This is a genomic window from Sphingobium sp. (assembly GCF_033795625.1).
In the GTDB taxonomy this organism is placed as follows: Bacteria; Pseudomonadota; Alphaproteobacteria; order Sphingomonadales; family Sphingomonadaceae; genus Sphingobium.
Genome location: NZ_JARYGI010000015.1, coordinates 43,540 through 60,974 on the forward strand (window position 1 = coordinate 43,540; position 17,435 = coordinate 60,974).

The 17,435-nt window shown below is 62.6% G+C and carries 16 protein-coding genes and 1 tRNA gene; 9 read left to right on the forward strand and 8 right to left on the reverse strand.

Translation table 11 applies throughout. From position 1 onward, the window contains the following. Positions 1–111: 111 nt before the first annotated feature. From trpS to secB, 3 genes are read right to left on the reverse strand one after another with little or no spacing between them, the layout of a single operon-like run. Entirely contained in the window at positions 112–1,158 is a 1,047-nt protein-coding gene (trpS, locus tag QHC67_RS09650; RefSeq protein ID WP_319293726.1) for a tryptophan--tRNA ligase, read from the reverse strand. An 8-nt stretch (positions 1,159–1,166) separates the two neighbouring features. Then, complete coding sequence (gene murJ, locus QHC67_RS09655) at positions 1,167–2,753, reverse strand: murein biosynthesis integral membrane protein MurJ (RefSeq protein ID WP_319293728.1); 1,587 nt, start codon at positions 2,751–2,753, stop codon at positions 1,167–1,169. Positions 2,754–2,781: 28 nt separating this feature from the next. Further along, positions 2,782–3,279, reverse strand: a complete 498-nt coding sequence (secB, locus tag QHC67_RS09660) for a protein-export chaperone SecB (RefSeq protein ID WP_319293730.1) — start codon at positions 3,277–3,279, stop codon at positions 2,782–2,784. 256 nt (positions 3,280–3,535) lie between these two features. Here secB and QHC67_RS09665 point away from each other — a divergent pair, with 256 nt between their 5' ends. From QHC67_RS09665 to QHC67_RS09680, 4 genes are all read left to right on the forward strand, one after another. After that, complete coding sequence (locus tag QHC67_RS09665) at positions 3,536–4,192, forward strand: Tim44/TimA family putative adaptor protein (protein WP_319293732.1); 657 nt, start codon at positions 3,536–3,538, stop codon at positions 4,190–4,192. Beyond that, complete coding sequence (locus QHC67_RS09670; RefSeq protein WP_319293734.1) at positions 4,189–5,487, forward strand: murein transglycosylase A; 1,299 nt, start codon at positions 4,189–4,191, stop codon at positions 5,485–5,487. Before QHC67_RS09665 ends, QHC67_RS09670 begins: the two co-directional genes overlap by 4 nt. Next, positions 5,462–6,001: a Smr/MutS family protein gene (locus QHC67_RS09675; protein ID WP_319293736.1), complete on the forward strand. Its 540-nt coding sequence runs from the start codon at positions 5,462–5,464 to the stop codon at positions 5,999–6,001. The genes QHC67_RS09670 and QHC67_RS09675 overlap by 26 nt, the downstream gene beginning before the upstream one ends. A gap of 102 nt (positions 6,002–6,103) precedes the next feature. Beyond that, positions 6,104–7,780: a putative bifunctional diguanylate cyclase/phosphodiesterase gene (locus QHC67_RS09680; protein WP_319293738.1), complete on the forward strand. Its 1,677-nt coding sequence runs from the start codon at positions 6,104–6,106 to the stop codon at positions 7,778–7,780. Here QHC67_RS09680 and dapE read toward each other — a convergent pair. Then, positions 7,753–8,910, reverse strand: a complete 1,158-nt coding sequence (gene dapE / locus QHC67_RS09685; RefSeq protein ID WP_319293740.1) for a succinyl-diaminopimelate desuccinylase — start codon at positions 8,908–8,910, stop codon at positions 7,753–7,755. The two genes, QHC67_RS09680 and dapE, sit on opposite strands and share 28 nt — an antisense overlap. 49 nt (positions 8,911–8,959) lie before the next feature. Here dapE and QHC67_RS09690 point away from each other — a divergent pair, with 49 nt between their 5' ends. Further along, entirely contained in the window at positions 8,960–9,409 is a 450-nt protein-coding gene (locus tag QHC67_RS09690) for a cupin domain-containing protein (RefSeq protein ID WP_319293742.1), read from the forward strand. On the opposite strand, the gene QHC67_RS09695 is transcribed toward QHC67_RS09690, so the two are convergent. Next, positions 9,406–10,848, reverse strand: a complete 1,443-nt coding sequence (locus QHC67_RS09695) for an FAD-binding oxidoreductase (protein WP_319293744.1) — start codon at positions 10,846–10,848, stop codon at positions 9,406–9,408. The genes QHC67_RS09690 and QHC67_RS09695 overlap by 4 nt on opposite strands. 78 nt (positions 10,849–10,926) lie before the next feature. On the opposite strand from QHC67_RS09695, the gene QHC67_RS09700 reads away from it, so the two are divergent. From QHC67_RS09700 to QHC67_RS09710, 3 genes are all read left to right on the forward strand, one after another. Further along, complete coding sequence (locus QHC67_RS09700) at positions 10,927–11,358, forward strand: hypothetical protein (protein ID WP_413818517.1); 432 nt, start codon at positions 10,927–10,929, stop codon at positions 11,356–11,358. A gap of 105 nt (positions 11,359–11,463) precedes the next feature. Then, positions 11,464–12,903, forward strand: coding sequence for a DEAD/DEAH box helicase (locus tag QHC67_RS09705; protein WP_319293745.1), 1,440 nt, complete (start codon positions 11,464–11,466; stop codon positions 12,901–12,903). 70 nt (positions 12,904–12,973) lie between these two features. Beyond that, positions 12,974–13,049 (forward strand) — tRNA-Ala (locus tag QHC67_RS09710). A gap of 172 nt (positions 13,050–13,221) precedes the next feature. Here QHC67_RS09710 and QHC67_RS09715 read toward each other — a convergent pair. Further along, positions 13,222–13,983: an SDR family NAD(P)-dependent oxidoreductase gene (locus tag QHC67_RS09715; RefSeq protein ID WP_319293747.1), complete on the reverse strand. Its 762-nt coding sequence runs from the start codon at positions 13,981–13,983 to the stop codon at positions 13,222–13,224. Positions 13,984–14,004: 21 nt separating this feature from the next. Then, positions 14,005–15,189, reverse strand: coding sequence for an acetyl-CoA C-acyltransferase (locus tag QHC67_RS09720; protein ID WP_319293749.1), 1,185 nt, complete (start codon positions 15,187–15,189; stop codon positions 14,005–14,007). A 148-nt stretch (positions 15,190–15,337) separates the two neighbouring features. Between QHC67_RS09720 and QHC67_RS09725 the strand changes: the two genes are divergently transcribed. Further along, complete coding sequence (locus tag QHC67_RS09725; RefSeq protein WP_319293751.1) at positions 15,338–15,964, forward strand: TetR/AcrR family transcriptional regulator; 627 nt, start codon at positions 15,338–15,340, stop codon at positions 15,962–15,964. 9 nt (positions 15,965–15,973) lie between these two features. Here QHC67_RS09725 and QHC67_RS09730 read toward each other — a convergent pair whose 3' ends face one another. After that, on the reverse strand, positions 15,974–17,392 hold the full coding sequence (locus QHC67_RS09730) for a polysaccharide lyase 6 family protein (protein WP_319293753.1): 1,419 nt from the start codon (positions 17,390–17,392) through the stop codon (positions 15,974–15,976). Positions 17,393–17,435: the final 43 nt, after the last annotated feature.

Genomic DNA, 17,435 nt, shown 5'->3' on the forward strand with positions numbered 1-17,435 from the left:
TCGGGCCTCTCCTTCTAGATGCGCTTTCCGATAGCAAAGCGCAACTGAACGGCGATTGAACGTCCTGACAAAACGGCTCGCCGCGAAAAGAGTTGCGCTGTGAAAAGCGGTTCAGCGCATCAGGCCCATGGCATCGTAGGCGGCGCGTAACGTGGGCTCCGCGGCTGCACTGGCTCGCGCCGCTCCTTTCAACAGGATCGCGTCGAGGGCTGCGTCGTCGGCCTTGAGCTGTTCGAATCGCTGCCGTATCGGGCGCAACGACTCGACCAGCACTTCCGCCAACGCCGGCTTGAAGGCACCGAAGCCCTGGCCTGCAAAACGGGCGCAAATCGAGTCGGCCTTTTCGCCCGTCAAGGCAGCGAAGATGCCCACGAGATTTGCAGCTTCCGGGCGTCCGGCCAGTTGCTCGAAGGTATCGGGCAGCGGCTCCGGGTCTGTCTTTGCCTTGCGGACTTTGCCGGAGATCGCGTCGTCATCATCCGTAAGGTTGATGCGGCTCATGTCGGATGGGTCGGACTTCGACATCTTCGCGCTGCCGTCACGCAAGGACATGATGCGCGCAGTTTCCTTCGGGATGATCGGCTCGGGGAGGGTGAACAGGTCCACGCCGAAGTCGGTGTTGAACTTGGTCGCCACGTCGCGAGTCAGCTCCAGATGCTGCTTCTGATCCTCGCCGACCGGCACATGCGTTGCCTGATAGAGCAGCACGTCCGCGGCCTGCAGGACGGGGTAGACGAACAGGCCCACCGACGCGCCCTCGCGGTTCTTGCCTGCCTTGTCCTTGAACTGCGTCATGCGGTTGAGCCAGCCGATTCGCGCGGTGCCGTTCAGCAGCCAGGCAAGCTCGGCATGAGCGGGTACGCGCGCCTGATTGAACAGCACGCTGCGATCCGGGGCGATGCCCGCCGCGATCAGTGCCGCGGCCATCTCACGCACGTTCTTGAGACGCTGGGCGCGCTCCTCATGCACGGTGATCGAATGCATGTCGGCCAAGAAGAAGAAGCATTGGCTGTCCGCGTTCTTGTCGGGCTTTGCCATGTCTGCTTTCGCTGCCATGGCGGGCATCTCATCCTGCATCTTCACCCAGTTGCGGATCGCGCCGAGATAATTGCCAAGGTGCAGATTGCCGGTGGGCTGGATGCCGGAGAGAACGCGCATGTCTTGTCTCAATTCGTCTTGGGCGCGCGCCGCACGAGCGCCCGCAATTCGGAAAGCGCATAGGTGCGAAGGACCAGCGCCGCGACGCCATAGACCAGCCCGCCGATCCCGCACAACAGGATGAGTGCAGTCACTCGCTCAGCGACGCCTCTTGCCATATATGGGTCGAGCAGCGGGTTCAGGAACCATAATGCTACGCCCATGGCTGTGCTCGCGCCGAGGATGCGTAGCGCCTTGTCCTTGAAGCGGGCGTCCATCCGCAACTGATCGCGCCGGTGGAGCAGCCAGTAAAGCACCAGCACATTGACCCAGGCGGCAATGGCCGTGGAGACGGCGACGCCGACATGCCCCAGCGGCCAGATCAGGATGAGATTACCGACCAGATTGAACAGCATGGAGAACACGGCGACGCGAACTGGCGTTTTCGTATCCTGCCGGGCGTAGAAGCCGGGCGTCAGCACCTTGATCAGCACATAGGCCGGGACCCCCAGCGCAAAGGCGGAGAGCGCTCCGGCCGTGCCGATGGTGTCGGCGGCAGTGAACGCGCCATGCTGGAGGAGGCCGCGGATCAGCGGTGTCGCGGATATGAACAGGGCCACGGCGGCCGGCAAGGCAAGGAACAGCGCCAGCTCCAGGGCACGATTCTGGGTGTGCGAGGCGGCGGCTTCATTGCCCGAGCCGATCTGGCGCGAGAGCGAGGGCAGGATCGCCGTACCTACGCCGATGCCGATCAGTCCGAGCGGTAACTGGTTCAACCTGTCGGCATAATAAAGATAGCTGACGGCGCCCTGCGGCAGGAATCTCGCCGCTAGCGACGTGGAGATCAGCAGGTTGAACTGGATCGCGCCTGCGCCGAGCGCGGCCGGGCCGATCAGCGCGAGCATCCGCTTCACCTGCGGCGAGAGGTGTGGCACCCCCAGCTTCAGCACCACGCCCGCCTGTCTGCACGACCACATCAGCCAGAGCAGTTGCGCAAGGCCGGAGACGGTGACGGCGACGGCCTGCGTGTACGCAGTCTCTACCGGCGTATCGCCCCGGAAAAAGAGCACCGCTCCAATCATGCAGATGTTGAGTAACACGGGTGCGGCGGCATTCACCCAGAAGCGGTCCAGCGAATTGAGGATGCCACCCAGCAGCGACACGATGCTGATCAGCGCCAGATACGGAAAAGTGATGCGCGTCAGGTTGACGGCGAGGTCGAACTTTTCCGGCCCGCCATCGGGAAAACCGCCCGTCATCGCCCATACGACTGGCGCAGCGGCGATCATCATCAGGAGTGTGAAAGCGACGACTACCGGGAAGAGCACGGACAGGATCTGCCCGGCGAAAGCGACTGCCGCTGCCTTGCCGCTGCCCGGAGACGCGGCGTCGCCTTCCGCCATAGTGCGATTGAACATCGGCACGAACACGGCGGCGAACGCGCCCTCGGCAAAGAGCGCGCGAAACAGATTGGGCAGCCGCCATGCGATCAGAAAGGCGTCGGACGCGAGGCCCGCGCCAAGATAGCGTGCGACCAGCATGTCCCGCACCATGCCGAGGACGCGGCTGACCAGGGTCAGCCCGCCGATGGTTCCGGTCGCTCTTAAAAGGCCCATGGCCGCGCTTTACGGCCGGACGCTGCTGTCAGGCATTCCCCGCCGGGGCCTCGGTCAGCTGCGCCGACGCCTGCGCCTGCTGAACGTACAGAGCCTGGAAGTCGATCGGATCGAGCAGCAGCGGCGGGAAGCCGCCATCACGCACCGCGTCGGACAAAATGCGGCGCGCGAACGGGAAGAGCAGGCGCGGCGCTTCGGCCAGCATGAACGGCTGGATCTGATCCTCCGGCACGTTGCGCATCCCGAACAGGCCTGCGTAGACCAACTCGACCGCGAACGCAGTGCCATCGCTGGTGGTGGCTTTCACGTCGATCTTCAGGGCAACTTCATGCACATCTTCGGCCACCTGATCGGCACCGATGTTGAACTGTACGTCGATGTTGGGCTGGGTCTGCCATTGGTAAACGGCCGGAGCGTTCGGATTTTCGAACGACAGGTCCTTAACATATTGGGTGATGAGCCCGATCTGCGGCGTCGTATCCGCGCCGTTGGACATTGCGTCGTAAGTGTCGGCCTGATCCGCCATGGTCTCGTCCTCATTGTACCGTTTTCGTCGCAGCCGAAGAGCCAATGCGCCCGGCGCGACAATGAATGCGGGCGCTTAGCAGGGGGCAGGACGCAGGGCAATGGGCGGAGCTTGTTCGGCGCATCGGATATATTCGCTCGGCTAGCCGTTACCGCTGAAGCAGGCTGCCGATCTGCATTTGAAACTGCGCCGGAACATGCCTATGTTACTTGGGCCTGTATTTGGCGCTTCATATTAGACAGGTTGAAACAGCACAGTGTACGCCATCGTCATTCTCGCTCTCGTCGCCGGATTTCTGGCTCTGCGGCTATACTCGGTTCTCGGTAAGCGGACCGGGCACGAGCAGCAACCTGCACCGTTGCAGGCGGACGACCGCGCCAAGGTTTCGGTGCTGCAGCCCAAGCCGACCGGCGAACAGGGGCAGGAGCCCGCGCGTCTTGCCGAGGGCCTGCTTGCGCCCGGCGCGGAAACGGGCGTGCGTGCGCTGATCGCCGCCGACCGCCGTTTCGATGTGCCGCAGTTCGTGGACGGCGCCAAGAGCGCCTATCGCATGGTGCTGGAGGCATTCTGGCGCGGCGATCGCGAGGAACTGGCTTGGCTTTGCGACGCCGACGTGCTTGCCTCTTTCGAGGAAGCCATCGCCGCACGCGAAGCCGCGGGCGAGACGCTCGAAAATCGCCTCGTCCGTATCGACAAGGCGATCATCACGGATGCGACGCTGAGTGGCCGTGTCGCTCACATCACCATGCGGTTCGATGCCGATATCGCGGCGATCACGCGCGACAAGGACGGCAATGTGATTGCCGGGTCCATGACGGACGCCGTGGCGACGCATGATGTCTGGACCTTCAGCCGCGATCTGCGCGCCACCGATCCCAACTGGAAGCTGACCGAAACCGACGAGGAGGCATGAGCCTCCTTCGATTGGGAGCGGCGCTGCTGCTGGCGGCGTCCCTTTCGGCGTGTGCGGGCGGGATGATCCCGCCGGGTTCAGCGGGATCAGCACGGCCGATTCCGGGCAAGCCTTCTCGTCCCGCTCCCGAGGCCGCTGCGCGACCGAAACCTGCGACGCCGCGACCGACATTGCCAGCGGCCGCCGCGCCAGTGGTGCCGGGGGAAAACGCATTGGGTGCGGGCTTGGTCGCCGGACCGCCGCTCGCCGATCTTCTGCCATCAGGCGAGCGCTCCCGGCTTGCACTTCAGGCGTTTCGCATTTCCTGCCCGGCGCTCCTTCGCCGCAATGATCAGAGCGGGCTCACGCGCGGCGCGGACTGGCAGCAGGCGTGCAGTGCTGCGTCCAGCTGGTCGGACACGACTGCCACGGAATTTTTCTCCCGCTATTTCGAAACCGCGCAGGTCGGCGACGGCAAGGCATTCGCCACGGGCTATTTCGAGCCTGAGATCGCCGGTTCACGCACGAAGCGGTCGGGATATGAAGTGCCGGTCTATGCGCGGCCGGTGGACCTGATCGATGTCGATCTTGGCCAATTCAGCGACGCTCTGAAAGGCAAGACGATCCGTGGCAAGGTGAACGGCGCGAAATTCGTGCCCTTCGACGAGCGCAGCCAGATCGTGGCGGGATCGCTGCGGGGCCGCGCAGCGGAAATCGCCTGGGCTGCCGATCCAGTGGAATTCTTCTTCCTTCAGGTGCAGGGTAGCGGAAGGCTGCGTCTGCCGGATGGCGGCGTCATGCGAATCGGCTATGATGGCCAGAATGGCCGCGACTACACCGGCATCGGCAAGCTGATGAAGGATCGCGGTCTGATCCAGGCCGGATCGATGCAGGACATCATGGCCTATCTGCGCGCCCATCCGGCCGAGGGCGCGGCAATCATGGACGAGAACAAGAGCTTCGTGTTCTTCCGCGAACTTACTGGGGCAGGTCCGCTGGGCGCTTTGGGCCTGCCGGTCACAGCCGAGGCCAGCGTCGCGGCAGACCCGCGATACATCCCGCTTGGCGCGCCGATCCTGCTGTCGATGGACCGCGCGGAGCCGAATGGCATCTGGATCGCGCAGGACACGGGCGGCGCGATCAAGGGCGCGAATCGCGTGGATACCTTCTGGGGCGCTGGCGAGCGGGCGCGCGCCATTGCCGGGGGCATGGCGGCGAGGGGCAGCGCGCTGCTGCTGCTCCCGATCGGCACGATCGCCCGGGTTCAGGCGCAGGGGGGCATGAGCGGCAATGGCCGGACGACGCCTTACCCTTGAAGAGCGGGCGCTATGGGCACGGCTGGCGCAGAGCGTCCGTCCCTATCGCGCCATAAAAGCTGAGCCACAACCAGCGGCAGACACAAAGCTTCCATCTATTCCGGCAGTTAAATCGTTAACGCAGGCACCCATGCCGCAAGCGCAGCAGCAGCCTCCCAGACGCCCTGCAGCGGTACTTGACGGACGCTGGGAAAAGCAGATCAAGAGCGGCGCACTGTCTCCGGAAATGGCGATAGACTTGCATGGCCATAGCCTCACCGCGGCACATGCGCGGTTAAATCAAGCACTTGCACAGGCGCGGTCTCACGATGTGCGCGTGCTGCTGGTCGTCACCGGAAAACCCCGGCCGATCAAGGACAATAGCGGCTCCGGCAAACGCGGCGCGATCCGCGCAGAGATAAGCCATTGGCTGGATTCCAGTCCACACGCCGACGCTATCGCCAGTGTCCGCACCGCGCATCCGCGCCACGGGGGAGACGGCGCGCTCTACATCATATTGCGGCGCAATAAATAAGCGCGTTAATCGTCTCCGATGAACCTTCCTTAACCAGCGAGATTCATAATTGCGACATTCCGCAGTCGGTGCGGCCCTTTCAGATTTGATGTCGGGGGATTGTTGCAAAGTGTCACGTTCAAGATCCGCGCGGCCATCATAGGCGCCGGCGCCGGGACAGTGGCCCTCATCCTCGCCGGATTGGCGGGGCCACGCATGTTCGGGCGTGAGCAGACGATCGCCTATGTCCTGCTCTTCGCCATATTGTGCGGTATCTTGAGCTGGGCCTCTGCCAGACGCAGCATTGCAGCGATCGCGCCTTCGCTGGATCGCGTGACAGCCCGGCTGCGTGCTGCTGCCCATGGCGACCTTCAGACGCCGGTCGTCGCACAACTACGGCGCGATCTTCCCGACGTGGCGCTCGCGATGGACAGCCTGTTCAGCCAGGTGCGATCCAATCTCGAGAACATCCACGTGCTGGCGATGTTCGATCCGGTGACTGGACTGCCCAATCGCATGAGCTTTTGCCGCCAGGTGGAGCAGCTACTGGCGGAGAAGGGAGGCGACGATCCCGCCGCTCTGTTCTTCCTCGATCTTGACGGGTTCAAGGCCATCAACGACACGCTCGGGCATGCAGCGGGCGATCAGTTGCTGGCGCGTGTTGCCGGACGACTGCGCGACATAATGATGGCGCAGGTCGGGGCGGGCATGGGCGAAGCGGTGGTAGGCCGTCTGGCCGGGGATGAATTCACTTTGTTCTTCCCGGCCATGCCGAACCGCGCCGCGGCAGAGCGGATCGCTCGTGCTATTCAGTTCGCGTTCGGCGAGCGTTTCCAACTTGACGATCAGTCCCTGGATATTGGCGTCTCGATCGGGGTCGCATATTACCCGGAACATGGAAACACCCTGACAGCGCTGCTGCGCGCCGCGGACATCGCCATGTATCGGGCAAAGAATGATGGGCGTGGCCGTTTCGAGATTTTCTCGAATGCGTTGGCGCTGGAGGAAGCCGGCAAGGCAGACATGGAGCGTGACCTGCGCACGGCTCTCCAGCGCGGCGAATTCCTGTTGCAGTTCCAGCCCCAGGTGGATGTCGGGCAAGACCGGGCTATCGTTGCGGAGGCACTGGTGCGCTGGGCCCATCCGGAGCGCGATGTCGTGCTGCCCGGTACTTTCGTGCCCGCTGCGGAGGAGAACGGCGTCATCGTCGATCTTGGGGACTGGATCATGAACCAGGTCTGCGAGACGGCGACGCGATGGGCGCGGCAAGGACTGGATCAGCGGCTGGCGATCAATATCTCCACCCGCGAATTGTCGCAGCTCGATTTCTTCGACCGCCTGCGCGCTTCCATGGAGCGGCATGGGACGCCCGCAACGGCCATAGAACTTGAGATCACCGAATCGCTGGCAATGGAGATGGACGCGCGGCTGATCGAGCAACTGCGCAGTCTGCAAGGCATCGGCGTGCGCATCACCATCGATGATTTTGGCACGGGCTATTCCAATCTGACGCGACTACGCGACCTGCCAATCGACCGGGTGAAGATCGACCGCAGCCTCGTGCGCGACATCGTCACCTCCGCCGAAGCGCGTACCATCTGCAGCGCCATCATCGCGCTACTTCAGGGGCTGGGGCTGGATGTCGTGATCGAGGGCGTGGAAAGCCAGGGGCAACTCGACATATTGCGTGTGACCGGCTGCACCGTGTTCCAGGGGTTCCACCTTGCCTATCCCGCGAACGAGCTTAGCTATCTCGCTCGCTTCGGTGGCGGCTATGAGCCGGTGGCGCTGGAAGTCTGAGCCACGCGCATCAGGATTTCGGCGTAGATTTCCGTCAGCGTCGCCAGATCGGCGACTGCAACGGCCTCGTCCAGCTTGTGCATGGTGGCATTGCAAAGGCCGAATTCCACAACTGGACATAGCCGCGAAAGGAAACGGGCGTCGGACGTGCCGCCGGTTGTCGATAGCTCAGGCTCGATTCCGGTCGCCGCGTGAATGGCGTCGCGGATCAGCCCGGAGAATGCGCCCGGCGGCGTCAGGAAAGGTTCGCCGCTGATCTTGGCCTCCAGCATGCCGCCTTCGGCTTCCACAATGGCAGACATCCGCTCGACCAGGCTTGCCCCGCTGTGCCGGTCATTGAAGCGGATGGATATTCGCGCGCTCGCCTTGGCCGGGATGACGTTGGTCGCGGGGTTGCCCACGCCGATGTCGGTGATTTCGATATTGCTCGGCTGAAACCAGTCCGTGCCCTTGTCCAGCTCCACCGCTTCGATGGCGGAAAGAATGCGGACGAGGCGCGGGATCGGATTGTCGGCAAGATGTGGATAGGCCACATGCCCCTGCGCACCTTCGACCGTGATCCACATATTGACCGATCCGCGCCGACCGATCTTCATCATGTCGCCCAATCGGTTGACCGATGTCGGCTCGCCCACAAGGCACAGGTCGGGCTTCACGCCCTTCGCCGCCATCCGCTCCATTAGCGCCAGCGTACCGTGGACCGCCGGACCTTCCTCATCGCCGGTGATGATGAGGCTGATTGTGCCGGGCACATCCAATCGACGCGCCACTGCCGCCACGAAACAGGCAATCGACCCCTTCATGTCCACCGCGCCCCGTCCGTATAGCAGATCGCCGCGCACTTCCGGCTGGAACGGACCACTGGCCCAGCCATCGCCGGGTGGCACCACGTCCAGATGCCCGGCGAAGGCGAAATGAGAGCCGGGACCGTTTTCCCGCACTGCCAGCAGGTTCTCCACCGGGCCATCTGGCGCTTCGCCGCTGAGGAAGCGATCGATGGAGAAGCCGAGCGGCGCCAGCATCGCTTCAAGGCAATCGAACACTGCGCCGGTCGCTGGCGTTACCGAGGGGCAGGCGACCAGTCGTTCGGCAAGGGCCAGAGGTTCGTAAGCGGCACTGTTCAGGGTCATGCCGGTGCGTTAGCGAAGGTCGCGCCAGTTGACCAGCCGGAGCGTCCTTATGCCAAAGCTCGATCTAGACACGATTCCGCAGACAAATCGCACCGGATATCCGCCTGAATATGCAGGAGCGGTCGAAGGGCGTTTCGTCCGCCGCATCGCGCCGGCAACGGGCCTCAGCGACTTCGGAGCGAGCCATGTGACGCTGGAGCCGGGGGCATGGTCATCGCAGCGCCACTGGCACGTCAATGAGGACGAGATCGTCATCATGCTCTCGGGCGAGGCAGTGCTGATCGATGACAATGGACGTGCGGACATGCGCGCTGGCGACATGGCGGTGTTTCCAAAAGGCGACGGCAACGGGCATCATCTCGTCAATGAAAGTGACGCTCCCTGCGTCTTCGTCGCGGTGGGCCGACCCGCAGCGGGGGAATGCCATTACCCCGACATTGACATGCACATCTTCGACGACGGCAACACCTTTCGCCGCAAGGATGGATCAGAGTTCTAGGGTTCATCCCCCGGCATCGGCACCAGCTTGCCGGGGTTCATAATTCCCTTGGGATCGAACGCTGCCTTGATGGCGCGCAGTGCAGCGAGGCGGGCGGGGCTGGCAAGGCGCGCCAGTTCCGCGCGTTTCATCTGGCCGATGCCATGTTCGGCGGAGATCGACCCGCCGGAAGCCACCACCGCATCATGGACGAACGCGTTGATGGTCGCGCCTTCTGCGGCGATCCAGGCAGGCCCGTCGGTGGTCCCCTTCGGCGCGCGGACATGGAAGTGGACGTTACCGTCGCCCAGATGCCCGAATGACGAGGCCGTGGTGCCGGGGAACGCCTTTTCCGCCGCCGCCGCCGCTTCGATCATGAAGGCAGGCATCCGCGCCACCGGCACGCTGACGTCATATTGGAGGGCCGGACCCTGTGCGCGTTCGGCTTCGGAGAGCGATTCGCGGATACGCCAGAAGGCTTCGGCTTGTGCATCGCTGGCGGCGATGGTGGCGTCCTTGGCGATGCCTGCCTCCAGCGCTTCCGCCAGTGCGCCTTCCAGCCGTTCTCCGGCGCTCGGGCCTTCCACCTCTGCCAGATCGACTTCGATCAGCACATGCCAGGGTGTGCGGGTCTCGATGGGGCGTCGGGCGCCGGGGATGTGGGAGAGGACATGGCCCAGGCCATCGTCGGCAATCACCTCGAAGCCTTCCACAATATGCCCGAGTTTCGCCTCCAGCATACGCAGCAATGCCAGTGCATCCTGCGGGCTTTCCACACCAATCCAGCCCACGGCCCGATCGGCAACGGCGGGCACGAGCCGCAGGGAAGTCGCCGTGACGATCCCGATGGTTCCCTCCGCGCCGATCAGCAACTGCTTGAGATCATAGCCACGATTATCCTTCTTGAGCGCGGCGAGGCCATCGTAGATGCTGCCGTTCGGCAGGACCGCCTCGATCCCTTCCACAAGGGCGCGCATCGTGCCGTGCCGCAGCACCTGCGTACCTCCGGCGTTGGTGGAGACGAGGCCGCCCACGGTCGCGGAGCCCTTTGCTCCAAGGCTCAGCGGAAAGCGGCGGCCGATGTCATGCGCCGCCTCGTGCAGCACCGACAGGATCACGCCTGCTTCGCAGACTGCCAGATTGTCCTCGGCCGAAATGCTGCGAATCGCGTTCATCCGCCGTAGCGATAGGATGAGCGCGCTGCCATCGAGCGGCGGAGTCGCACCCCCTACCATCGACGTGTTCCCGCCCTGCGGCACCAACGCCACACCATGCTCGGCAGCAAGCGCGATGCAAGCGGCGACCTCCTGCGTATTGGCGGGCGACAGGATTGCAGCCGCATTGCCGTGATAGCGTCCGCGCCAGTCAGTCAGCCATGGTGCAATATCCTCCGGGGCGTCAGTATACCCCTTGGGACCGAGAAGGGCGGAAAAGCGTTGCAGGATGTGGGGCAGGATCATGGCGGTCTTATGCTCTGGAATTCATCGACTGTTCAACCACTGGTGGCTAGGGCATCAGAGTATCCAGGGGGTCTATCTTTGTTTCCATCCGCCATTGCCTTGCTGCTTGTCCCGATGGCTGGTGCCGCGCCTGTCGAACTGGCGCAAGTGACGATCGAGCAGCGCGTGATCATTCGCGTGCCGGTTGTGCGTCAACCGCGTTCCGGTCGCCCTGTGCCTCCACCCCGGCCACAGGAATGGGACGAGAAGAAGGGCCCGCGCTGCGTCGCGATCCGCTCTATCGCATCTGCGGCTTTGGGAGATCGCAACAGCGTCGACCTGATATTGTCGAATAACCAGCGTTACCGGGCGCGGTTGGCAAGAAGGTGCCGGTCCGCCGATTTCTATTCCGGTTTTTATATCGAGCCGAGCGACGACGGCTCGCTGTGCGCAGGCCGCGACGCCATTCAGGCGCGCAGCGGGCCGTCCTGCGAAGTCGACAGTTTCAAGCGGCTTGTCCCCGAACGATAGCCTGCGCACCCGGATTTTCTTGACAATCGGCCCGTATTTCCGCAAGGGCCAGCCAGCTTTTACCGGGCTCGCCCAGTCGCGTGCCCCCTCGTTCCGGACATATGAATGAATTTTGCCGATCTCGGCCTATCCGATGAATTGTTAAGGGCGGTCACAGAGGCCGGCTACGACACCCCGACGCCTATTCAGGCGCAGGCAATCCCTTCCGTGCTGATGATGAAGGACATCATCGGCATTGCCCAGACCGGCACCGGCAAGACCGCAAGCTTCGTGCTGCCGATGATCGACATTCTCGCCCATGGCCGCAGCAGGGCGCGGATGCCGCGCTCGCTGATCCTGGAGCCGACCCGCGAACTGGCGGCGCAAGTAGCCGAGAACTTCGAGAAATACGGGAAATATCACAAGCTTTCGATGGCGTTGCTGATCGGCGGCGTCTCGATGGGCGATCAACTCGCGGCGCTGGAAAAGGGCGTGGACGTGTTGATCGCGACTCCGGGGCGCCTGATGGACCTGTTCGGACGCGGCAAGATCATGCTGAACGGCTGCTCGCTGCTCGTGATCGACGAAGCCGACCGGATGCTCGACATGGGGTTTATCCCCGATATCGAGGAAATCTGCACGAAGCTGCCTGCGCAGCGCCAGACGCTGCTGTTTTCCGCGACGATGCCGCCCGTCATCAAGAAGCTGGCGGACAAGTTTCTCTCGAGCCCGAAATCGATCGAAGTTGCCCGCCCGGCGTCCGCCAGCATCAACATCACGCAATGGCTGGTGCCCGTCGAATCACGAAAGAAGCGCGATGTCATCAGCCATATGCTGAAGGCAGAGGACGTGACCAATGCGATCATCTTCTGCAATCGCAAGACCACCGTGCGCGACCTCAACAAGACGTTGCAGCGTAGCGGCGTTCGTTCCGGCGAAATCCACGGTGACATGGACCAGGGATCGCGCATCGCCGAACTCGACCGCTTCAAGCGCGGCGATGTGAACGTTCTCGTCGCGTCCGACGTTGCCGCGCGTGGCCTGGACATCAAGGGCGTCAGCCACGTGTTTAACTATGACGCGCCTTGGCATCCGGACGATTATGTTCACCGCATCGGACGTACGGGCCGGGCGGGGGCGACCGGCGTTGCCTATACCTTCGTTACGCCGGAAGACGCCGAGGCGCTGGACAATATCCAGAAGCTGATCGGCACGAAGATACCGCACTTCGGCGGGGGCAAAACTGTGGCAGATGCGGTGCCCATCGAAAGCGATGATGCGCCTGCACCCGCCAAGCGCCGGGGGCGCAAGCCTGCCGCCAAGGCAGCAAAACCTGCGGCTGAGCCCCAAGTTCAACCTGCTGCAGAAGCCGAGCCTGAGGCAGCGGATGCCGCGCCACCATCCGATCGTCAGTCCGCCCCGCGCAGGCCATCCCGTCCCTCACAAGATCGCGCCGCCGCCCCGCCGCGCCGTCGTGAGAACTCGCAGGACGATGGCCCCGACGAGGGCTGGAATGGCCCAATGCCGGACTTCCTTTCTTTCGGTTTCAACAGCAGTCCCGCCTGATCAATTCGCTGCTGCGGACGTCTAAATGGCATTGCATGGGCGAGGTGCCTCGCTTATAGGCGGGCGCCTTGGGGCCGTAGCTCAGTTGGGAGAGCGCGTCGTTCGCAATGACGAGGTCAGCGGTTCGATCCCGCTCGGCTCCACCAGTATCCGGAGCGTTTTGCCGGCGCCCGCGGCGGTTCTGTGGCCTGATTCCAGTTCTCTCGAGATTAAAACGCCCCCACGATCCTGAGGGTCAGCAAGAGCGAGCCTTCACATCCGTCGAGGAGGAAGGTGCCGGAACCAAGGCTATCTCCGCCGCACCGGCCCTGGTCTGTCTTATCGAGGCGCCATGCGAATTGCGCCGTCAAGGCGAATGACCTCGCCATTCAGCATGGGATTGTCGATGATGCTCGCAACCAGTTGGGCGTACTCTTCGGGCTTTCCAAGGCGGCTGGGATGAGGAACCTGGGTACCTAGGCTGTCCTGCGCTGCCTGCGGCAAACCCATCAACATGGGCGTCATGAAGATACCGGGTGCTATCGTCATGACTCGGATTTTATGTTGAGCCAGATCGCGCGCCACGGGCAGCGTCATGCCGGCAACGCCCGCTTTGGACGACGCGTAGGCCGCTTGTCCGATCTGGCCGTCATACGCCGCGACTGAAGCGGTATTGATGATCACGCCGCGTTCCTCGCCAACTGGATCGGCTGCTGCCAGCTTTGCAGCGAACTTGCTGACGACGATGAATGTTCCGATGAGGTTGATTTCGATGGCTTTGCGGAAGGCTTCAATCGGGTGCGGCGCATTTTCGCGGCCCACTGTCTTGATGGCTGGGGCAATGCCAGCGCAGTTCACGACCACTCGGGCAACGCCATGGGTTTCCTCCGCCTTTTCGATGCCTTCAATCACGCTGGCTTCGTCTGTGACATCGACCTTGCAGAATAGCCCGCCGATTTCCTGCGCGGCAGCCCTGCCGGCTTCTTCGTTCAGATCGAAGATCGCCACTCTTGCGCCGCGGCTGGCCAGCATCTTCGCCGTCGCTCCACCCAGGCCGGATGCGCCTCCGGTGACGATCGCGCCAATACCCTGCAGTTCCATTCCATCTATCCTTTATGGGCGTCAGACGAGTTCGACAGCCATGGCCGTGGCTTCACCGCCGCCGATGCACAGACTGGCCACGCCTCGCTTGAGTCCACGATTTTCCAACGCGCCGAGCAGCGTCGCAATAATGCGTGTACCCGAAGCGCCGATCGGATGCCCAAGCGCGGTAGCGCCGCCGTTGACGTTCAATTTGTCTTCCGGGATATTCAGCTCTCTCGCAGCTATCATGGCGACGACCGCAAAGGCTTCGTTGACTTCAAACAGGTCTACATCGGCGATGTCCCAGCCCGCTCTGGCGAGCAGCTTCCTGATAGCCGGAACGGGCGCAGTCGCGAACTTGGCGGGTTCATGGGCATGAGCGGCGGTAGCGACCACCTTCGCCACGATCTTCAATCCGAGCCTGTCAGCGACGCTTTGACGCGTCATTACGAGCGCCGCCGCGCCATCGGAAATCGATGATGCGTTGGCGGCGGTGATCGTCCCGTCCTTCACGAACGCGGGCTTGAGCGATGGGATCTTTTCGGGCTTCGCCTTGCCGGGCTGTTCGTCGGTTTCGACCAGAACGTCGCCGCCCCGGCTGTTCACGGTGACGGAAGTGATCTCCCTGTTGAAAGCGCCATCTCCGATGGCGGCGTTCGCCCTGCTCAGCGAACGGATCGCGTAATCGTCCTGCTGACTGCGCGTGAATTGATAGTCGCGTGCCGTCTCTTCAGCGAAGACGCCCATCGCCTTGCCGGGTTCGTAGGCGTCTTCCAGCCCGTCCATCATCATCGTGTCGATGATGCGATCGTGGCCGATCCGGGCGCCGGAACGATGCTTGGGCAGCGCGTAAGGCGCGTTGGTCATGCTTTCCATGCCGCCTGCAATGGCGACATCGATCGATCCCGCCGCCAGCGCGTCGTAGGCCATGATCGCTGCCTGCATACCCGATCCGCACATCTTGTTCACGGTCGTCGCTTCCACCGATTGCGGAAGGCCGGCACCGAGCGCAGCCTGGCGGGCAGGCGCCTGCCCAAGCCCCGCAGACAAGACGCAACCCATATAGATGCGCTCTATGAGATCTGGAGAAACGCCTGAGCGTTCGACGGCCGCCCGGACCGCAGTTGCACCGAGGTCGGTTGCCTTGACGCCGGAGAGGGCGCCCTGGAATCCGCCCATAGGTGTGCGCGCATAACTTGCGATGACTACTGGATCATTGGGCATGGCGGGTTCCTAAATATGCAAGCGACGAAAGAGGCATCTCACCGGCAAATGCACCGGGTTCAGCAAAACTCATCTCATTCATCTACTGACGAGTATATTGCCTTCCAGTGAGTTTCCTGTCAATAAGTAGGAACGACGAGGACTTGCTTTGAATCATCCGCAACCGCCATTTCGCACCTCGCAGCAAAAGCAGGAAGATCGCGCTGCCAAGCGCCACGCCGTGTTGAGAGCCGCCGTGCAGATGTTCAACGAACGCGGCTTCCATGCCACTTCGCTGGATGATGTGGCGGCGGCGCTGGGTATCTCCAAGCCGACGATTTATCACTATCTGGGGAACAAGGATCAGGTCCTGCTGGAGTGCGTGACGATTGGTCTTCAGCAATTGCTCGAAGCCGCCGCAGCCGCACGCGAGCAGCCGGGCAGCGGCGCAGACAGGCTGCGGAGCTTCCTCCGACGCTATGGCGAAGTCACGATGGACGACTTTGGCCGCTGCATTGTCCGAACGAGTGAAGAGGCTTTGTCGCCTGAGAGTGTCCGCAGGTTTCGCGCTTTGAAAAGAGAGATCGACGATGCCATGCGTTCGCTCATCGAGGAGGGGATTGCAGACGGTTCCGTTTCGCCCTGTGATCCCAAGCTGCTGGCTTTTACCCTTGCGGGCGCTCTTAACTGGCCCGCGCGGTGGCATGACCCGTCAGGCCCGCAAAGCGCACAGGAGATCGCCAGTTGCCTGGTATCCATCCTTTCCTCCGGTTTTACGCCCCGCAAGGACGCTTAGCCGTCGCGGCTATCTTCGGGTCGCAGTATACCAGGACACGCCGACCTGATTGCGCGCGATCGGCTGAAGGTCAGACGGGGCTCCGGCGTCCACAATCCCGTTCGATGAATATAGCAGGCCATTTGCGGCACGGCTGAGAGCGATGGGTTTCACATCGGCCGCGGGGGTGGGAAGGCCCGCGGCGGGCGTGTTCACTATGTTGCGGGCGAAGTCCACGCCCGCTGTGTCCGTGGTCACCTTGAACGGGCTCACATCACCTGTACCTGTCACCAGGTTGCCGGTGAAGCGCGTGCGCACGGGCGGCGCGGAAAGCTTCGAGCTTGCGCCTGCTCCAATCGCAATCTCGGTGGCATCGATGACGCTGTTACGTTCGATCAGGGTGTCAGCCACCTGTCCATATCCGTTCAACGGAGCGTCCCGCGCGCCATTCATGATCGAGATGGCAGCATAATAGCCGCTGCCCGTAACGCCCTCGATATAGTTGTCTCGCACGGTTTGTTGCGCGTTGATAATCCGGATGCCGCCGGTGTCTGGTTTGCTCTTGCCCAGTATGACGTTCCGCTCGACCAGATTGCCGCTCCCATGGCGGAGCACGATTGATCCTTGGGAGGCGATTATCACGTTCCCACGGACGACATTTCCGCCGGACTTGATCGATATGATCTCGGCCTCGCCGTCGCATTCTTCGAAGTAATTATCTTCGATGATCGTCTTCGACGCCGAGCCGGATAGCTCACTCGTCCCGACGCGGATGGTTTCGCCCCCATTCTTGCCCAGCGGCGGTCTATGGCCAAAATAATTGTGGTCGATCCGATGACGATCCTCCGGCGATCTGGGATCGTCGCGGATCACGGCCAGCGTAACGCCCCGGCTGCGTTTGCCCAGGATATGGGAGTGGTCCACGCGGTTGTCATGGCCATAGATCGCAATCCAGTTCTCTCCCTGTTCAGGATCAGGCTGGCTGAAGTCGTCGATCACGATCTCCGTGATACGAGAGTAGGAGGCGAGCGCCCCCTGCTTCTTGCGAAACGAGATCACGTCCGCGTCGGCGCTATATCCATCTCGGAAGACCAGTCCCGAAACGATCAGATGCTCGCCGGCCAGTCGCAGATTGGATCGCCCCGTTATTGCAACGGCTCCCTTTGTCTGCGCGCGTAAGGTTATGGGATTGCTGGCCGTCCCATGCGCCTCAAAGACGATCTCGAAATTCTTCCATTCCCCATTGGCAAGGGTTACCACATCGCCCGGAATCAGCGTTGGGACGACGCGATCATACTCAGCGATACTGCGCACCAGATAATCGTGGGAGGTGCCTGGACTTGCACAGCCAGTCAGCGCCAGTGTGCAGACGATCCTGAAGGCCGAGAGGCGCAGGCGACTCACGCCGAGCAATCGGATACGCGTTTGCGGGAATTTGCGTTTTCTCACACGCGCTCCCTATCATCTACTCCAGGAGCGTACTAGTCGGTTT